The following is a 16,895-nucleotide window of genomic DNA, read 5'->3' as shown; positions in this document are numbered from 1 at the left end:
CGTTTTTATAATAATAGAATTGTTATTATATCTTTTTATTAAAATACATCAAAATATAATTAGGTAATTAAATACTAATTGATTTTATTTGGCAAAAAATACCGCTAACCCCCTAAAACTATATAACAATAAATGAAATCCTATTCTATCCAAGAGCTGAATGAAGTAATTAATGGTGTTATTTATGGTAATACTTCACAGAACATTACCGCAACTGAACAATTAGACAAAGCCACCAATACCGAAATTTCGTTCATTGGAAATAAAAAATACGAAAAACACTGGCAAGACTCCAAAGCAAGTGTAGCTGTTGTTAATGAAGATATTTCGATAGAACCAGGAGAAAACCGTGCATTTATAAAAGTAAAGAATGCAGATTTGGCAATGTCACAAATCTTAGCTCTTTTTGCCCCACCTACACCTATATTCCATAATAACATCCATGTTAGAGCAGTTGTAGATGAGTCTGCAATTATTGGCGAAGGCGTTCGTATTGGTGCAGGATGCTATATAGGCCCAAAAGTAAAACTAGCAGACAATGTAACTATTTACCCAAATGTGACTATTCTTGATGAATCTACTATCGGAAAAAATACTATTATTTGGTCAGGAACAGTAATTCGTGAGCGTTGTCATATTGGTAATGACTGTATCATACATCCTAATGCAACTATTGGAGCCGACGGTTTCGGATTTCGTCCATGTAGCGAAAAAGGATTAGTTAAAATTCCGCAAATCGGAAATGTAATTATAGGAAACGGAGTTGAGATTGGAGCAAATTCATGTGTTGACCGTGGAAAATTTAGTTCTACAGTTCTTGGAGATGGCTGTAAAATTGATAATTTAGTTCAAATTGGTCATAATAGTAAACTAGGTAAGTTTTGTATCATGGCTGGAAATAGTGGTTTAGCCGGATCTGTAACACTAGGAAACGGAGTTATCATTGGTGGTAGTGCCTCGATAAAAGACCATACAACTATTGGAGATGGTGCAATTGTTGGTGCTGGATCTGGAGTTACCGGAGATATCCCTGCTGGCAAAACCATGTTAGGATATCCTGCTGTAGAAGCTCGTGATGCTTTAAAACAATGGGCAATCTTAAAACGATTAGTTTGCGATTCTAAAAAATAAAACAATATTCCTCATATATAAGAAAAACAGAAGTTCGCTTCTGTTTTTTTTTGTTTATAACTGTTTCTGAACACTTTACAGTTACATTTTTTAAAACAAATTAATTATACTGTTTATTTCGATCGATTTCGTAAATTAGCACACACTATTTTGTTAAAAAACTATATTATTATGGATTTAAACTTCAATAAAAACGAAGATCACAATAAACTCTTACTTTCTGAACTAAAACAAAAATTTGCCAAAGTAAAATTAGGTGGTGGCGAAAAACGCATCGAAAAACTTCATGCCGAAGGTAAAATGACAGCAAGAGAGCGAATTAATTATTTACTTGATGAAAATTCAAAAAATATAGAAATCGGAGGTTTTGTTGGAGAAGGAATGTATGCAGAACACGGTGGTTGCCCTTCTGGCGGTGTTGTTGTAAAAATAGGTTATGTACGAGGAAAACAATGTGTAGTTGTTGCCAATGATGCTACTGTAAAAGCTGGTGCCTGGTTTCCTATTACTGCCAAAAAAAATCTACGCGCACAAGAAATAGCAATGGAAAACAGATTACCTATTATATATCTTGTAGATAGTGCTGGAGTTTATTTGCCGTTGCAAGATGAAATCTTTCCAGACAAAGAGCATTTCGGACGTATTTTCAGGAACAATGCCATAATGAGTAGCATGGGTATAACTCAAATCGCTGCTGTAATGGGTAGTTGTGTAGCTGGCGGAGCTTATTTACCAATCATGAGCGATGAAGCATTGATTGTAGATAAAACTGGAAGCATATTTCTTGCAGGAAGTTATTTGGTAAAAGCAGCTATTGGAGAAACTATAGACAACGAAACTTTAGGAGGTGCAACAACACATTGCGAAATTTCGGGTGTTACCGATTATAAAGCCAAAGATGATAAAGACGCATTAGATAAAATAAAAAACATTGTAGATAAAATTGGTGATTATGATAAAGCAGGTTACAACCGCATTAAAGCCGAAAAACCAGCTTTAGATCCAAAAGAAATTTATGGTATTCTGCCAAAAGCCAGAAATGAGCAATATGATATGATGGAAATCATCAAGCGTATGGTTGATAATTCGGAATTTGAAGCCTATAAAGAAGGTTATGGTCAATCATTAATTACTGGTTATGCCCGAATAGATGGTTGGGCAGTAGGAATTGTAGCCAATCAAAGAAAAGTAGTAAAAACTGCCAAGGGCGAAATGCAATTTGGTGGAGTTATTTACTCAGATAGCGCAGATAAAGCAACTCGTTTTATTGCTAATTGTAATCAGAAAAAAATTCCACTAGTTTTTGTACAAGATGTTACTGGTTTCATGGTAGGATCTAAATCTGAACATGGAGGAATTATAAAAGATGGTGCCAAAATGGTAAATGCCGTAAGTAATTCGGTAGTACCAAAATTTACCGTTATTGTCGGTAATTCATATGGTGCAGGAAACTATGCTATGTGTGGTAAAGCCTACGATCCAAGACTAATATTTGCATGGCCAAGTGCCGAACTGGCAGTAATGGGCGGAACTCAAGCAGCAAAAGTATTAGCACAAATCGAAGCTTCTTCTTTAAAATCAAAAGGAGAAATTGTAGACGAAGCCAAAGAAGCTGAATTATTTGCAAAAATAAAAGCGCGTTACGATGAACAAGTTTCTCCATATTATGCAGCTTCCCGATTATGGACAGATGCTATTATCGACCCTTTAGATACCCGAACATGGATTTCTATGGGGATTGAAGCCGCAAACCACGCTCCTATTTTAAAACCATTTAATCTAGGCGTTATTCAGGTATAAACACATCTAAATTCTTAGAAAAGATAAAATTACCCAAATCAATTTTGCAGTCCAAGAAATAACTATGTCGTTAAAAATTAGTAACTTAGTACTATTATTTTAAATAACATAATATCATGGAAAATGTAAAAAATTTAAATAAATGGGCAAATGCGCACACTTATTTACCTGTAGATTTATTACGTATTGCTTTGGGTGTATTTTTATTTATGAAAGGTGTTTTCTTCGTAACAAATATCCAATACTTACATGATTTAATATCTCCAATTGATAAATTTGGTGGCGGAATGTTCCTTTTACATTACATAGCACCAGCACACATGATTGGAGGTATCATGATTGTTTTTGGATTGCTTACCCGATGGGCAATTGGTGCACAATTACCAATCTTATTAGGAGCAATTTTAGTAAATTTTATGGGCGAAATGCATTCTCAAAATTTACTATTAGCAATTTGTGTCTTTATAGTTTGTTTATTTTTCTTTTTTTACGGCAGTGGAAAACATTCTGCCGATTATTATTTTAAAATGCAACAATAACACATTAAAACAACAACATTTGTCTTATGTTATGCGTTTTTTTTCTTAAAAGGGTATATAAATTGCCTTTTATGAATTAAGTTTGCAGCATGAATTGGATTCGTAAGACCATCGTATTTGTTGGGCTTTTAATGCTCTTTTTATCTGCTTATAATGCAGACAAAGTTGCTATTGACGTAATTCAGCCTCAAAAAACAGATTCAAACTTCACTCACGATAGCATCCATACTTCAGCTTTTATACAACCTCAAGCAGGATTTCATGTTGTAGCCGATGTAAAAACAAACTATCCGAGTCCTACTCTTAACAAATGGTTTGATACTTTTTTAATTGTAATCCCAGATTGCAAAATTCAAAGAAGTATATCCAATTTTGCAAATCAAACTTTAAATCAGAGCAAAAAGATTTCAATATTGCTCTACCCTTTCCATTATTTCTGGTGATTTAATCACATGATTCTAGCTATAGAAGATTAGTTTCTTCTACTAAAACCGGTTTGCAATCTGCATTCGGTTTATTATTTCATGTTATATAATTAAATCTTAAATACAAACAATAATGGATACATCTGTAACTATAATAGGCATCGCACTTGCCATAATCACACTATTACCTCTTTATTTTTCTTTACGTTCTAATTCGTTAAACAAAGCAAAAATCAAAGCAATAAAAGAAAAGCATAGCCTAAATGGAGCTTTTGATTTTGATTTAACAGAATCACAAAACAAAAGAATTTTAACTATAGATAAAAAAAATAAAGGCTTTTTAGTAATGAACTTTAATAAAGGAAAAGAAGAAGCTTCATTTATAGATTTAAATCATGTAAAATCTTGTCGATTAGTTCCTACTACCGAAGTAGACGATACTATCGTAAAAGTTGATTTTGAGTTTCAAGACAAGATATCAGGACAAAAAATTGTAATTCCATTTTACAGCATTGAAGACGATCAAATAAGGCAAGTTTGCTTACATGAGGATCAACAATTAGGTAAAAAATGGGTGCAAATCATCCAAGATTGTATTTCTAGTTAGTTCTTAATTCGCTAAAGAGGTTCTTCATGAGCCTCTTTTTTTTGGATTACATTATGATAATTATCATTTTAATCTCTTTGTATTCTAATTAATTTTGATTTCGCTTAAATAATGTGCTATGAAAAATTCGTTGATACAAAAATATAATGTTCCAGGACCAAGATACACTAGCTATCCAACGGTTCCATATTGGAATGAAAATGATTTTACTTATCAACTTTGGATTGAATCTCTACAGAGATCATTTGCCGAAAGCAATCAAAAAGACGGAATTAGTCTATATATTCATTTGCCTTTTTGCGAAAGCATGTGTACTTTTTGTGGTTGCAATAAGCGAATTACAAAAAACCATGATGTAGAGAATCCATATATAGAAGCAGTAATTAAAGAATGGAGTATATACTGCAAACTTCTTAACGAAAGACCAATAATAAAAGAGATTCATCTGGGGGGCGGAACACCTACTTTCTTCTCCCCTAAGAATCTTGAAGATTTAATAAACGGTATTTTTTCTTATGCTGATAAAGCCAAAGAACACGAATTTAGCTTTGAAGGTCATCCTAACAATACAACTTATGAGCATTTACAAAAGCTTTATAATTTAGGTTTCCGAAGAGTTAGCTATGGTGTTCAGGACTATTCTCAAAAAGTACAAAAAGCAATTCATCGCGAGCAGTCTTTTCATAATGTTGCCAAAGTAACTTTTTGGGCTAAAGAAATTGGTTATACCTCTATAAGTCATGATTTAATTTTTGGTTTACCTTTTCAGAAAGTTGAAGACATAATTGACACAATAGAAAAAACAAATTCATTACAACCAGACCGTCTTGCTTTTTATAGCTATGCCCATGTTCCTTGGATTAAAGGTAACGGACAAAGAGGATTTAGTGATGAAAACGTTCCTAAAGATGCCGAAAAAAGAAAATTATATGAGATTGGAAAACAATTATTATATAAAAACGAATATCATGAAATTGGTATGGATCATTTTGCTCTAAAATCTGACCATTTATATACTGCTTTTAAAGACGGTAAATTACATCGTAATTTTATGGGATATAGTGCGTCTAAAACGCAATTAATGATTGGCTTGGGAGTTTCATCTATAAGCGATAGCTGGTATAGTTTTGCTCAAAATGTAAAAAGCATAGAAGACTACTATCAATTATTAGAATGGGACAAACTTCCTGTTGTAAAAGGCCATATACTGACCGAAGAGGACCTTATTATTAGAAAACACATCTTAAACTTAATGTGCAATTTTGAAACAACATGGAGCGAAGAAAGTAATTACTTTAAAGAAATACCTAAAATTCTAATTCAGTTAAAAGAAATGGAGAATGATGGATTACTTACTATTACAAATGAAACAATAAAGGTTACTGAAGCTGGTAAACCTTTTGTACGCAATATCTGTATGGCTTTTGATTTACACTTAAAAAGAAAAGCTCCTGAAACAAGTTTATTCTCAATGACTATTTAATAAAAAAAAAAAACTCCTAATGACAATTAGGAGTTTCTTGTATAAATAAGCTCATATTAGATGGAGAAAGATATGGAATCCCTAATCCTAATCCTCTCAAAATAAACAATACTCCAATAAAAATAGCAACATAAGGAATTACTTTTTGGAATTTATTTCGAGTAGATTGCGTTAAAAAGGAATTAAAATATACTACACTGGTCATTAAAGGAACTGTTCCTAGTCCAAACAAAGCCATATATAGAACACCAAACTCGGCACTTTGCATTGCAATCGCACCAAATAAAGCTACATATACCATTCCGCATGGTAAAAAACCATTGAGCATTCCTATAATAAAAAGAGATTTGTAACTTTTGTTTCTAAAATGTTTTCCTAGGTTCGACTTTATTCTTGAGATAAGTCTGTAAACAGGTTTTGAAAAATTATATCTTGCAAATATGTTTTCGGGTGTTAAAACCACTATTATCATAATCACACCGATAAGAATAGATAGTTTTTGCTGGATTCCTGCCAGGAAAAAACCTTTTCCTAATAATCCAAAAACCAATCCTATCGTTCCATATGCAGTTAATCTTCCTAAGTGGTAAACTGTAACCTGTAGTGCTTTTTTTACTTGATTATGCTTATCTACTGGTAACATCATGGCAATAGGACCACACATACCAATACAATGAAAACTACTAATTAAACCGAATATAAAAGCAGAATAGAGCATTGTTTTCTATATTTAGATAATTATGCAAAAACCTTTTTAGTTAATATAAACAACTTCTTTGGTTAAATACTGTTTACCATTATATTGCCATTCCATATTAACATCCCAACGTCCTTTTATCAATTTCTTTTGAGGAATCAATAATTCAGAATTTGTTAAGGCTATTGCTGTATTAAAATCTAGTTTTTTATTTGATGGGCGGTACATTAATACTTCCCCTTTAATATTTTTACTTTCAAAAGTATTTGGAAAAACAATTTTTACTCCATCTTTCATCGTAATAATTGTTGGTTTTTGTTTTAAATCATGCGCATTTTGAATACGCTCCATTTCTTCTCCAAAATGTGAATCATGCTTATAATACTCTTCTACAACCAAATCATTGTCATATTTACTATCTGATTGTACTTTAAAAACAAAGTATAAAATGAAAGTCATAAACAATCCGAATGCAATTACAATTGCTGTTCCCCAGTTAATTTTCATAATATTGTTTTTTTAATTAAAACTTCGCGGTCCTAAAAAGTTTGTTGATGTTGTTTCGATTAACTTATCTCCATTATAAACTCCTATTTGAACCTTGGTTTTGTCGCCCTCTAAAAGTGCTTTATCAATTTCTATAAAGAGAGTTCCTTGTGATATTCCTTGTTTTGGAACTTTAAATTTTTGATTTCCAACGTTTTTTATAGTTCCCTTTTGATCAATTAAACCAAAATGAATGTCTGTAAAATCATTCATTGTTTTATTGACTATTTTGTACGTATAAATATTACTTATCTTATCTCCTTTATGTTGAAAAAGTTGTCCTGGTAAACGTAAAACTATAGCTTGAACATCATTTCTTAAAAATAGCATTCCAACAAAAATTCCAAGCAAGATAATCAATACGGCCGTATAACCTTTCATTCTTGCAGTAAACTTAAAAGGTTCTTTTTTCTCTATTTCATCTTCAGATGCATATCGAATAAGTCCTTTTGGTAAACCAACATTTTCCATTATAGTATCACACTCATCAATACAAGCAGTACAATTAGTACATTCTAGTTGAGTTCCGTTTCTTATATCGATTCCCATTGGGCAAACATGCACACATTGCTTACAGTCGATACAATCTCCTTTTCCTGTTGCCGCTCTATCTTCTTGCTTATTATATTTAGCTCTACCTAATTCTTTTTCTCCTCGTACAAAATCATAAGCGACATTAATGGATTTATTATCCAAAAGTACACCTTGTAATCTTCCGTATGGACAAGCTATAATACATACTTGCTCACGAAACCATACAAATACAAAATAGAAAACTGCTGTAAATATCAATAATGCAATAAAGTTACTGGACTGTTTTATTGGCCCTTCCTCAATCATTAAAAATAATTGATCACTTCCTACCAAATAAGCTAAGAAAACATTGGCTATTAAAAAAGAAATCACAAAAAAGATGAACCATTTTGTTAAGCGCTTTCTAATTTTCTCTCCATTCCATTCTTGTTTTGCTAATCGGGTTTGAGCTCCTCTATCTCCATCAATCCAATATTCGATTCGACGGAAAACGAGTTCTAGAAAAATAGTTTGTGGGCAAATCCATCCGCAGAAAATACGACCGAATACAACCGTGAACAATAATATAAAAACGATACCTACCAGCATCGAAATTACAAAAAGGTAAAAATCCTGAGGCCAAAAAGGGAATCCAAATATATTAAAACGACGTTCTAATATATTGAACATCATAAATTGATTTCCATTTACTTTTATAAATGGATTTGCAACTAAAATAGCTAGTAAAACATAACTAACCCATTTCCTGTATTCGTAAAACTTACCAGACGGTTTTTTAGGAAAAATAAATTTTCGGTTACCTCCTTCATCAATCGTTCCAATGGTATCTCTAAAAGCTTCGTCTGGCAAATTTGACATTGTATTATTTTTTAACTTGTGTAGTGTCTGTTTGTGTTGCAACTACTGCTGCGTCTGTTTTTGGTGCATCTTTATCTATCCAAATATCTCCTTCTGGTTCTTTTGGATCTTTAGGATTACTACCTTTTAAGGATAAGATATAACTCGATACTTTTTGTATCTCTTTTGGTTTTAACGTTCCTTTCCATGCTATCATCCCTTTTCCGTCACGTCCTCCATTAGTTACTGTATGGAAAATTTCTTTTATTCCTCCCCCTAAAATCCAATGATCATCGGTTAAGTTTGGTCCAATTTGCCCTCCTCCATCAGCTCTGTGACAAGCAGCACAATTGGTTGTGAATATTTCTTTTCCTGCAGCAATATCAGCAGCATCTGTTAGCAAGGTAACCGTTTTCTCATCCATTAAATCCGGAGCAGTTTTAAGATACTCATCAACATCTATCTTGGCTTGAGCCATTTCCTTTTGCAACTCCATTTCTTGGTTATCTGCACCAAACAACTCGTAACGAGCCATATAAACTACGGCAAAAACAATAGTAATGTAGAATAAATAAATCCACCATGGTGGTAAGTTATTATCTAACTCTTTGATACCATCATAATCGTGATTCAATAACAAAGTTCCTTCCGTTTCCATCGGCTCTGTTTTTGTTAGTTTTTGCATCAAATTTTTATACCAGGCTCTTTCTTTTAAACTCAAATTACTATCAATTTCAAGCTTAGCCTTTTGCTCATCTGTTAGCAAACTATATGTTATGCTATCTATTGCACTTACAGTAATTTCTATTGCTATTAAAAGGAAAAGAAATACAAACAAGAAGACAGAAACCATTGGGTATTTTATAAATGCCGGCCTATCGCCTGAGTCTATAAAATATTCCATTGCACCAAAAACGATGAAGAAAATTAGTGGTAATCGTACATATACTGGAATTAATTTTTTCATTTTATATATTATTTTTAATTCTACAATTTAATTTTCGTCTAATGGTATATGACTCATTTCTTCGATCTTTTCTTTCTTGTATGAAAACACCCAAATTCCCAGGCAAACAAAAAAGATAAAAAATATTAGTAAGGAAAGTATTGGGAAGATCTGTACGCCCGCAATAGTTTCTAAGTTGTGTTTTACTTGTTCAAACATAATTTCTCTATTTTGAAGTCTCTTTTACTTTGATATCTGTTCCTAATCTTTGCATGTAAGCAATAAGCGCTACGATTTCTCTTTCATTCATCGGAATGAATTTCTCTCCTTTTGCTTCAGCTTTTTTCTTACTATCTGCATAACTAGCAACATAGTCTGGATCGTTTTCTAAATTCTTTTCGATTTTTAAAGCTTGTGCTCTTAATAATTTTTGAGCATTTGCTACTTCTTCAGCAGAATATGGAACTCCTAGTTGAACCATTACTTCCATTTTCTTCTGTGTCAATGAAATATCCATTGGCTTATTATCAAATAACCATTTGTATCCTGGCATGATTGAACCTGCTGATATACTTTGTGGATTCCAGAAGTGATTAAAGTGCCAGTTATCATTATATTTTCCTCCGACTCTTAATAAATCTGGTCCTGTACGTTTAGATCCCCACAAGAATGGATGATCGTATACAAATTCTCCCGCTTTAGATTGTGGTCCATAACGTTCTACTTCACTTCTGAACGGACGTACTGATTGTGAGTGACACCCAACACATCCTTCACGAATGTATATATCACGACCTTCTAATTCTAACGGTGAATATGGTTTTACACTTGTAATCGTAGGAATATTAGATTTTACCATAATCGTAGGTACGATTTGAATAATTCCTCCAATTAAAATAGCAATTGTAGCCAAAATTGTTAACTGGATTGGTTTTCTTTCTAACCATGAGTGGAATTTTTCTCCACGAACTCTACTACTGCTAATTCTTTCTAATGCTGGCGCTTCTGCCAATTCATCTTCAATTGGGTTTCCTACTCGTATTGTTTGAATTATGTTATAAACCAATACAAACATCCCTATAAGGTATAATGTACCTCCAATAGCTCTCATCCAATATAATGGCATAATCGCTGTAACTGTTTCCAGGAAGTTTCCGTAAGTTAAAGTTCCATCAGGATTAAATTGTTTCCACATCGACGCTTGTTGAAAACCAGCAACGTACATCGGTAATGTATATAATATAATTCCTAACGTACCAATCCAAAAATGGAAGTTGGCTAATTTTTTAGAAAATAAAGTACTTTTTGTCATTCTTGGTATCAACCAATAAATCATACCAAAAGTCATAAATCCATTCCATGCTAATGCTCCAACGTGTACGTGAGCAATAATCCAGTCTGTATAATGCGCGATAGCATTTACGTTTTTAAAAGAAAGCATTGGTCCTTCAAAAGTTGCCATACCATAACCTGTAATTGCAACAACAAAGAATTTTAAAACTGGTTCTTCACGAACTTTGTCCCATGCACCTCTAAGCGTTAAAAGTCCGTTTATCATACCTCCCCAAGATGGAGCAAGCAACATAATAGAGAAAGCAACTCCTAAATTTTGCGCCCAGTTTGGTAACGCTGAATATAATAAGTGGTGAGGACCAGCCCAGATGTATATAAAAATTAATGACCAGAAATGTATAATCGATAGTCTATAAGAATACACTGGACGGTTAGCTATTTTAGGCACAAAGTAATACATTAAACCTAAGAACGGAGTTGTTAAGAAGAATGCAACTGCATTATGACCATACCACCACTGTACCAAAGCATCCTGAACTCCTGCGTAAACAGAATAACTTTTCATTGCAGAAACTGGTATCTCTATATTATTAAAAATATGTAATACTGCAACAGTAACAAATGTGGCTAGATAGAACCAAATTGCAACATATAAATGGCGCTCTCTACGACGTAAAATTGTACCAATCATGTTGATACCCATTACAACCCAAATTAAAGTAATAGCAATATCTATTGGCCACTCTAATTCGGCATATTCTTTAGATGATGTATAACCTAAAGGCAATGAAATTGCTGCCGCTACAATAATTAATTGCCATCCCCAAAAATGTACATTACTTAAAAAGTCACTAAACATTCTGGCTTTTAAGAGTCGCTGCAAAGAATAATACATTCCTGCAAAAAACGCGTTCCCTACAAAGGCAAAAATAACTGCGTTGGTGTGTAAAGGTCTTAATCGTCCATAGCTTAACCATGAGATTCCGTCGGTAATATTAGGAAAGAGGTACATAACGGCCAATGTAAGACCGACCAGCATCCCTACTACACCAAAAAGAATGGTAGCATAAATGAATTTCTTTACAATTTTGTTGTCGTAATAAAATTGTTGCATTTCCATAATCTAGATTTGTTTTTCTGTGGTTGTTTTTATTTTATTATTGGGAGTTTTTTTGATTTCATCATCAAAAAGCATTCGAACGGAAGGAGTGTAATCATCATCATACTGTCCTGATTTTACAGCTATTACGAATGCTATAAAAAAACCAATGGCAATGATGATACTAACTGAGATTAATAAGTAAATTACGCTCATAACTTAAGAAATTTGTTAAACAAAATTACTTTTATACATTCTTTTAAAATATGACATTTATCATACCTTAGCTAGTTATGTTAAATTTATAAAAAAATAACCTTTGAATTATTTATAATCATTTTAAACTACTCTTGCTGAAATAGTTAGATGCTAATGTTACAAAACTCACTATTGTAATAGTACTCAAGGGCATTATAATAGCCGCCACCAGAGGCAATAAGTTACCTGTAATAGCAAAAGAAAGTCCTACAACATTATAAAGTAGTGACAAAACAAAACTCATCTTAATGATTTTAATAGCGTTTTTGGAGAGTTTTAAAAAATAATTTAAACGCTGGAATTCGGTTGCGTCCAGAATTGCATCACAAGCAGGTGAAAAAACATTTACATTCTCTGATATAGATATCCCTACATTACTTTGTGCTAATGCTCCCGCATCGTTTAATCCATCACCAACCATCATTACATTATGACCTTGGTCTTGCAGTTCTTTAATAAAGTTTAGCTTTTGTTCCGGTTTTTGATTAAAAACAAGCTCAGTCCCTTTAGGCAAAAGACTTTCTAAAGTTTCTTGCTCTCCATCATTATCACCCGATAATACTTTGATTTTATAATTAAGACTTAGTTCTTTAAACAAATCCCCTAACCCTTCTCGATATTGGTTATTAAAAATATATTTACCATAATAGACTCCATCAATTTTAACATGAAGTGATGTTTGCTGAATTGAGTTTTCTTCTTGATTTGCAACAAAAGAAAATGATCCAATCTGAAATTGATGATTTTCGATTTCCGCCAAGATTCCTTTTCCTGTTATTTCTTTAAAATCATCCAATTTTATTCGGCTTGATTCAGGCAGAAACTCATATAACATTCGGCTCAAAGGGTGGTTTGAAGCTCGAAGTACATTTTTAAGCATTACAAGGTTTACATCAGAAAGTTTTTCTCCTTCGTATGTAATATTCGATTTTTTATTAGTTGTAATAGTTCCAGTTTTATCAAAAACCAATGTATCGACTTTGGCAAGCTGTTCGATAACTAAAGCATTTTTTAAGTAAAATTTCTGTTTTCCTAAAATCCTTAAGATATTACCAAATGTAAATGGTGCCGTCAATGCCAGTGCACATGGACATGCTACAATAAGTACCGCCGTAAAAACATTAAAAGCTGTATTAGCGTCTATAAATATCCAATAACCAAAACCTGCAAAAGCAATTAATAATAAAATTGGAGTAAAATAACGACTTATAGTATCGGTTATCGTCTTGTGTTTTTGCTGGACATCTTTCTGGAAAATATCATTTCCCCACAATTGTGTCAAGTAACTCTGAGAAACAGTATGCAATACTTCCATCTCTATTACTTTACCTATTTGTTTCCCTCCTGCAAAAACCTTATCTCCTGATTTTTTGGTAATAGGAACAGCTTCACCAGTTACAAAACTATAATCAATTTCAGCTTTGTCACTTATCAAGATTCCATCTACAGGAATTAATTCTTGATTTCTAATTAATAATCGATCCCCTTTATCAATATCATAAATAGGAATACTTTCTTCTTTAGTATTAGGATTTATTCGGGTTACTGCAATAGGAAAATAAGACTTAAAATCTCTTTCGAAGCTTAAAAAACTATAGGTTTTAATCTGAAACATTTTCCCTAACAACATAAAGAAAATCAATCCTGTTAAGCTATCAAAAAAACCTCCTCCATAATCCATGATGATATCAAAAGTGCTTCGAATAAACATAACAATAATTCCTAAAGCGATAGGAATATCGATATTCAGCATTTTACTTTTGATACTTTTATAAGCCGAAACATAATAGCCACTTGCCGAATATAAAAAGCTTGGCATTGCCAGAATTAATATCAACCAACGAAAGAAGGGTTTATAATTATCTAGCCAAAACTCTTTTACTTCAAAATACTCTGGGAAAGAAAGTAACATAATGTTCCCAAAACAGAAAAAAGCGACACCTAATTTATATGTCAAACTTCTGTCTACATTATTTTTTCCAGCTTCATAGTTTTCTAAACTTATATATGGCTCATATCCTATTGAACTTAAGGTATAAGCAATATCTTTAAGGCTAATTTTTTCTGGATTATAAGTAATTCTAACTTTCTTTTCAGGAAAATTAACCTGAGAAGCACTAATTCCTGGTTTTAGACGATTTAAATTTTCTAAAATCCAAATACAAGAACTACAATGAATATGTGGAATATTTAGCGAGACAATAGCTGTTGTATCCTCTTGGAATTCTAATAACTTTACCTGAATACTTTCATTATCCAGAAAATCATATTTGCCCTGAATATCTTGTGGTGTTGCTCCTGGAGATTTTTCGAAATCATAATAACAAGTTAGGTCATTAAGACTAAAAATCTCATAAACTGTCTTACATCCGCTGCAACAAAATTCTTTTTCATCAAAAACAATTACTTCATTTTTTGGAATAATCAAACCGCAATGAAAACAATTTTGTACACTCATAATTTAACCATTTTATGCTTTTGCAAAGGTCACAAACAGCCTAGTTAAAAAACATGACAATTATCATAGCCTCTAAATTACATTTTTAAATTTAATAAAATAAATTGGGAATAAACTTATAGAAATCATATTTCTGTTATTATTATAAAAAATAAGATAAAAAAATCATAATTATACCTAATTTTGCAAACAAATAACTTTGCTATGAATAAATGTGACCAATGTATCGTAAGACAACTTACTTCGTTAAAAGCTTTAAACAAAGATGAAGTTATAAAATTAGCTAATAGTAAAACTACTTATACTATTAAGAAAGGTGATTCTATTTTTGAAGAAGGCGAAGTTACCAATGGAGTTTTCTGTGTAAAAGATGGTGTAGGTAAACTTTCTAAGCTAAGTGCCAATGGTAAAGATCAAATTGTAAAGCTTGTAAAATCTGGAGAACTTTTAGGACAACGCTCTATGATTAGTAATGAACCTGCTAATTTAAGCGCTAAAGCCTTAGATGACATGGAAGTATGTTTTATTCCTAAAACAGAAATCATCAATTTCTTTAATCAAAACAATCAGTTTTCTATGAATGTGATGAAAACAATTTGTGATGATTTAAAAGAATCAGATAATCATACAGTATCATTAGCTCAAAAAACCGTTAAATCTCGTTTAGCCGAAACGTTATTATACTTACATGACACATTTGGCGAGAACAAAGACAACACGTTACAAATTCAACTTTCCAGAGATGAACTAGCGAGTATGATTGGTACTGCTACAGAAAGCTGCATCAGACTATTATCTGACTTTAATAAACTTAAAGTCATTGAATTAGTTGGAAAGAAAATTGTCCTTAAAAACATTAGTGCCTTAAAGAAAATGGCCGAATAACTAAAGCTTCTTTGCTTCGTTCCAAAAAACATCCATTTCTGCCAAAGTCATGTCCATTAATGGCTTTCCTAATTCTCCTGCTTTGCTTTCAAGGTATTGAAAACGTTTTATAAATTTTTTATTGGTGCGTTCTAGTGCATCTTCGGGATTTACATTTAAAAATCGCGCATAATTAATCATCGAGAATAATACATCTCCAAACTCAGCTTCAATTTTATCTTGATTTCCAGCCTCTACTTCTACTTGAAGCTCCTGTAATTCTTCCTGTACTTTATCCCAAACTTGGTGTGGTTCTTCCCAATCAAAGCCTACTCCTTTTACTTTATCTTGTATTCTGCTTGCTTTAACTAATGCTGGTAAACTCCTTGGAACACCTTCTAAAACAGATTTTTTACCTTCTTTTAGCTTCAGTTTTTCCCAATTTTGTTTTACTTCTTCTTCATCTTTTACAACTGTATCGCTATAAATATGAGGATGACGATGAATAAGCTTTTCGCAAATTTCATTACACACATCTGCCATATCAAAATCATTTGTTTCGCTGCCTATTTTGGCATAAAAAACAATATGCAACAATAAATCACCTAATTCTTTTTTTACTTCATTCAGATCATTATCCAGAATTGCATCACCTAATTCATATGTTTCTTCAATAGTAAGATGGCGTAAACTCTGTATAGTCTGCTTCATGTCCCAAGGACATTTTTCACGCAAATCATCCATTATATTTAATAATCTCTCGAAGGCTTGTAATTGCAGTTCTTTACTCATTTTTGAAGTAATTTTAAGTTGGTAACGAATTCATGTAAAAGTAAAAAATCCTGTCAAGAAATCATCTCAACAGGATTAAATATCGTTCAATTAATTGAAACTATTTTTTTTCAGCAGCTGCTTTAGCTTTTTTTGCTGGTGCTTTTTTTGTTTCCTCAAGAACTGGAGTTTCTTCTTTAGCTGCTGCAGGTGCAGGTGCTAAATCTGTAACTAATCCTTTTGCCTGAAGCATGTTATACCAGTTCAATACTTTTTTAATATCCGAAGGATAAACTCTCTCTTCGTCATATTGAGGTAAAATTTCTTTAAAATAAGCTCCTAAAGTAGCATTATCTTCTTTATGAGAAATAGCTGGTCCTTTGTTTTCTTTTACTGCAATTAATTGCATTACTTCAGACAAAGGTTTTTCTCCTTCGTAAGTATAAATTGAAATTTCTGACAATAAACTTACATTACTCTTTAAGCTAACAGTGATTTTTTTTCCATCAATTAATGATTCAGCTACAAATCCTGTACGCGTTTGTACTTTTAATGCGTATAAACCTGGTTTCCCAGAAATAGCTAATATTTTTTCTAAATTCATGTT

Annotated in this window: 17 protein-coding genes; 7 read left to right on the top strand and 10 right to left on the bottom strand. The window is 32.3% G+C overall.

Annotated features, from left to right (window positions below; genetic code table 11):
- Window positions 1-132 precede the first annotated feature (132 nt).
- The 6 genes from lpxD to hemN all read left to right on the top strand — a co-directional run bounded on the left by lpxD (window position 133) and on the right by hemN (window position 5,985).
- Entirely contained in the window at window positions 133-1,131 is a 999-nt protein-coding gene (gene lpxD / locus B8T70_RS14190; RefSeq protein WP_039115069.1) for a UDP-3-O-(3-hydroxymyristoyl)glucosamine N-acyltransferase, read from the top strand.
- A 171-nt stretch (window positions 1,132-1,302) separates the two neighbouring features.
- Window positions 1,303-2,931 carry an acyl-CoA carboxylase subunit beta gene (locus tag B8T70_RS14185; RefSeq protein ID WP_039115071.1) on the top strand — a complete coding sequence of 543 codons (1,629 nt, stop codon included), beginning with the start codon at window positions 1,303-1,305 and terminating at the stop codon, window positions 2,929-2,931.
- Window positions 2,932-3,047: 116 nt separating this feature from the next.
- Window positions 3,048-3,470, top strand: a complete 423-nt coding sequence (locus tag B8T70_RS14180; protein WP_035621274.1) for a DoxX family protein — start codon at window positions 3,048-3,050, stop codon at window positions 3,468-3,470.
- Window positions 3,471-3,559: 89 nt separating this feature from the next.
- Window positions 3,560-3,913 carry a hypothetical protein gene (locus B8T70_RS14175; RefSeq protein ID WP_039115077.1) on the top strand — a complete coding sequence of 118 codons (354 nt, stop codon included), beginning with the start codon at window positions 3,560-3,562 and terminating at the stop codon, window positions 3,911-3,913.
- Between the two features lie 115 nt (window positions 3,914-4,028).
- On the top strand, window positions 4,029-4,502 hold the full coding sequence (locus tag B8T70_RS14170; RefSeq protein ID WP_086895261.1) for a hypothetical protein: 474 nt from the start codon (window positions 4,029-4,031) through the stop codon (window positions 4,500-4,502).
- A gap of 118 nt (window positions 4,503-4,620) precedes the next feature.
- Window positions 4,621-5,985 carry an oxygen-independent coproporphyrinogen III oxidase gene (gene hemN, locus B8T70_RS14165; protein ID WP_086895260.1) on the top strand — a complete coding sequence of 455 codons (1,365 nt, stop codon included), beginning with the start codon at window positions 4,621-4,623 and terminating at the stop codon, window positions 5,983-5,985.
- Window positions 5,986-6,001: 16 nt separating this feature from the next.
- Here hemN and B8T70_RS14160 read toward each other — a convergent pair whose 3' ends face one another.
- The 8 genes from B8T70_RS14160 to B8T70_RS14125 all read right to left on the bottom strand — a co-directional run bounded on the left by B8T70_RS14160 (window position 6,002) and on the right by B8T70_RS14125 (window position 14,653).
- Window positions 6,002-6,703, bottom strand: a complete 702-nt coding sequence (locus tag B8T70_RS14160; RefSeq protein WP_086895259.1) for a sulfite exporter TauE/SafE family protein — start codon at window positions 6,701-6,703, stop codon at window positions 6,002-6,004.
- Between the two features lie 36 nt (window positions 6,704-6,739).
- Window positions 6,740-7,189: a FixH family protein gene (locus B8T70_RS14155; protein WP_039118782.1), complete on the bottom strand. Its 450-nt coding sequence runs from the start codon at window positions 7,187-7,189 to the stop codon at window positions 6,740-6,742.
- Between the two features lie 12 nt (window positions 7,190-7,201).
- Complete coding sequence (ccoG, locus tag B8T70_RS14150) at window positions 7,202-8,620, bottom strand: cytochrome c oxidase accessory protein CcoG (RefSeq protein WP_086895258.1); 1,419 nt, start codon at window positions 8,618-8,620, stop codon at window positions 7,202-7,204.
- Window positions 8,621-8,624: 4 nt separating this feature from the next.
- Entirely contained in the window at window positions 8,625-9,566 is a 942-nt protein-coding gene (locus tag B8T70_RS14145; protein ID WP_086895257.1) for a cbb3-type cytochrome c oxidase N-terminal domain-containing protein, read from the bottom strand.
- A gap of 27 nt (window positions 9,567-9,593) precedes the next feature.
- Window positions 9,594-9,764: a cbb3-type cytochrome c oxidase subunit 3 gene (locus B8T70_RS14140; protein WP_082001838.1), complete on the bottom strand. Its 171-nt coding sequence runs from the start codon at window positions 9,762-9,764 to the stop codon at window positions 9,594-9,596.
- 7 nt (window positions 9,765-9,771) lie between these two features.
- Window positions 9,772-11,958, bottom strand: coding sequence for a cytochrome-c oxidase, cbb3-type subunit I (gene ccoN / locus B8T70_RS14135; RefSeq protein ID WP_086895256.1), 2,187 nt, complete (start codon window positions 11,956-11,958; stop codon window positions 9,772-9,774).
- A gap of 3 nt (window positions 11,959-11,961) precedes the next feature.
- Window positions 11,962-12,153 carry a cbb3-type cytochrome oxidase assembly protein CcoS gene (ccoS, locus tag B8T70_RS14130; RefSeq protein ID WP_039115094.1) on the bottom strand — a complete coding sequence of 64 codons (192 nt, stop codon included), beginning with the start codon at window positions 12,151-12,153 and terminating at the stop codon, window positions 11,962-11,964.
- Window positions 12,154-12,271: 118 nt separating this feature from the next.
- Entirely contained in the window at window positions 12,272-14,653 is a 2,382-nt protein-coding gene (locus B8T70_RS14125; RefSeq protein WP_086895255.1) for a heavy metal translocating P-type ATPase metal-binding domain-containing protein, read from the bottom strand.
- Window positions 14,654-14,857: 204 nt separating this feature from the next.
- Between B8T70_RS14125 and B8T70_RS14120 the strand changes: the two genes are divergently transcribed.
- Window positions 14,858-15,538: a Crp/Fnr family transcriptional regulator gene (locus B8T70_RS14120; RefSeq protein WP_039115097.1), complete on the top strand. Its 681-nt coding sequence runs from the start codon at window positions 14,858-14,860 to the stop codon at window positions 15,536-15,538.
- Here the strand turns inward: B8T70_RS14120 and mazG are convergent, their stop codons facing one another.
- Complete coding sequence (gene mazG / locus B8T70_RS14115; RefSeq protein ID WP_086895254.1) at window positions 15,539-16,309, bottom strand: nucleoside triphosphate pyrophosphohydrolase; 771 nt, start codon at window positions 16,307-16,309, stop codon at window positions 15,539-15,541.
- A 100-nt stretch (window positions 16,310-16,409) separates the two neighbouring features.
- A complete protein-coding gene (locus B8T70_RS14110; RefSeq protein ID WP_039118789.1) occupies window positions 16,410-16,892 on the bottom strand; it encodes a DUF5606 domain-containing protein in 483 nt (160 codons plus the stop codon).
- Window positions 16,893-16,895 lie beyond the last annotated feature (3 nt).

Source organism: Flavobacterium sp. AJR, assembly GCF_002156885.1.
GTDB lineage: Bacteria > Bacteroidota > Bacteroidia > Flavobacteriales > Flavobacteriaceae > Flavobacterium.
The sequence above is the reverse complement of the archived record's forward strand: the minus strand, read 5'-3'. Positions and strand labels throughout refer to the sequence as shown.

Coding starts and splice junctions, on each gene's coding strand:
- lpxD (WP_039115069.1), top strand. CDS start 133: ATGAAATCCTATTCTATCCAAGAGCTGAATGAAGTAATTAATGGTGTT.
- B8T70_RS14185 (WP_039115071.1), top strand. CDS start 1,303: ATGGATTTAAACTTCAATAAAAACGAAGATCACAATAAACTCTTACTT.
- B8T70_RS14180 (WP_035621274.1), top strand. CDS start 3,048: ATGGAAAATGTAAAAAATTTAAATAAATGGGCAAATGCGCACACTTAT.
- B8T70_RS14175 (WP_039115077.1), top strand. CDS start 3,560: ATGAATTGGATTCGTAAGACCATCGTATTTGTTGGGCTTTTAATGCTC.
- B8T70_RS14170 (WP_086895261.1), top strand. CDS start 4,029: ATGGATACATCTGTAACTATAATAGGCATCGCACTTGCCATAATCACA.
- hemN (WP_086895260.1), top strand. CDS start 4,621: ATGAAAAATTCGTTGATACAAAAATATAATGTTCCAGGACCAAGATAC.
- B8T70_RS14160 (WP_086895259.1), bottom strand. CDS start 6,703: ATGCTCTATTCTGCTTTTATATTCGGTTTAATTAGTAGTTTTCATTGT.
- B8T70_RS14155 (WP_039118782.1), bottom strand. CDS start 7,189: ATGAAAATTAACTGGGGAACAGCAATTGTAATTGCATTCGGATTGTTT.
- ccoG (WP_086895258.1), bottom strand. CDS start 8,620: ATGTCAAATTTGCCAGACGAAGCTTTTAGAGATACCATTGGAACGATT.
- B8T70_RS14145 (WP_086895257.1), bottom strand. CDS start 9,566: ATGAAAAAATTAATTCCAGTATATGTACGATTACCACTAATTTTCTTC.
- B8T70_RS14140 (WP_082001838.1), bottom strand. CDS start 9,764: ATGTTTGAACAAGTAAAACACAACTTAGAAACTATTGCGGGCGTACAG.
- ccoN (WP_086895256.1), bottom strand. CDS start 11,958: ATGGAAATGCAACAATTTTATTACGACAACAAAATTGTAAAGAAATTC.
- ccoS (WP_039115094.1), bottom strand. CDS start 12,153: ATGAGCGTAATTTACTTATTAATCTCAGTTAGTATCATCATTGCCATT.
- B8T70_RS14125 (WP_086895255.1), bottom strand. CDS start 14,653: ATGAGTGTACAAAATTGTTTTCATTGCGGTTTGATTATTCCAAAAAAT.
- B8T70_RS14120 (WP_039115097.1), top strand. CDS start 14,858: ATGAATAAATGTGACCAATGTATCGTAAGACAACTTACTTCGTTAAAA.
- mazG (WP_086895254.1), bottom strand. CDS start 16,309: ATGAGTAAAGAACTGCAATTACAAGCCTTCGAGAGATTATTAAATATA.
- B8T70_RS14110 (WP_039118789.1), bottom strand. CDS start 16,892: ATGAATTTAGAAAAAATATTAGCTATTTCTGGGAAACCAGGTTTATAC.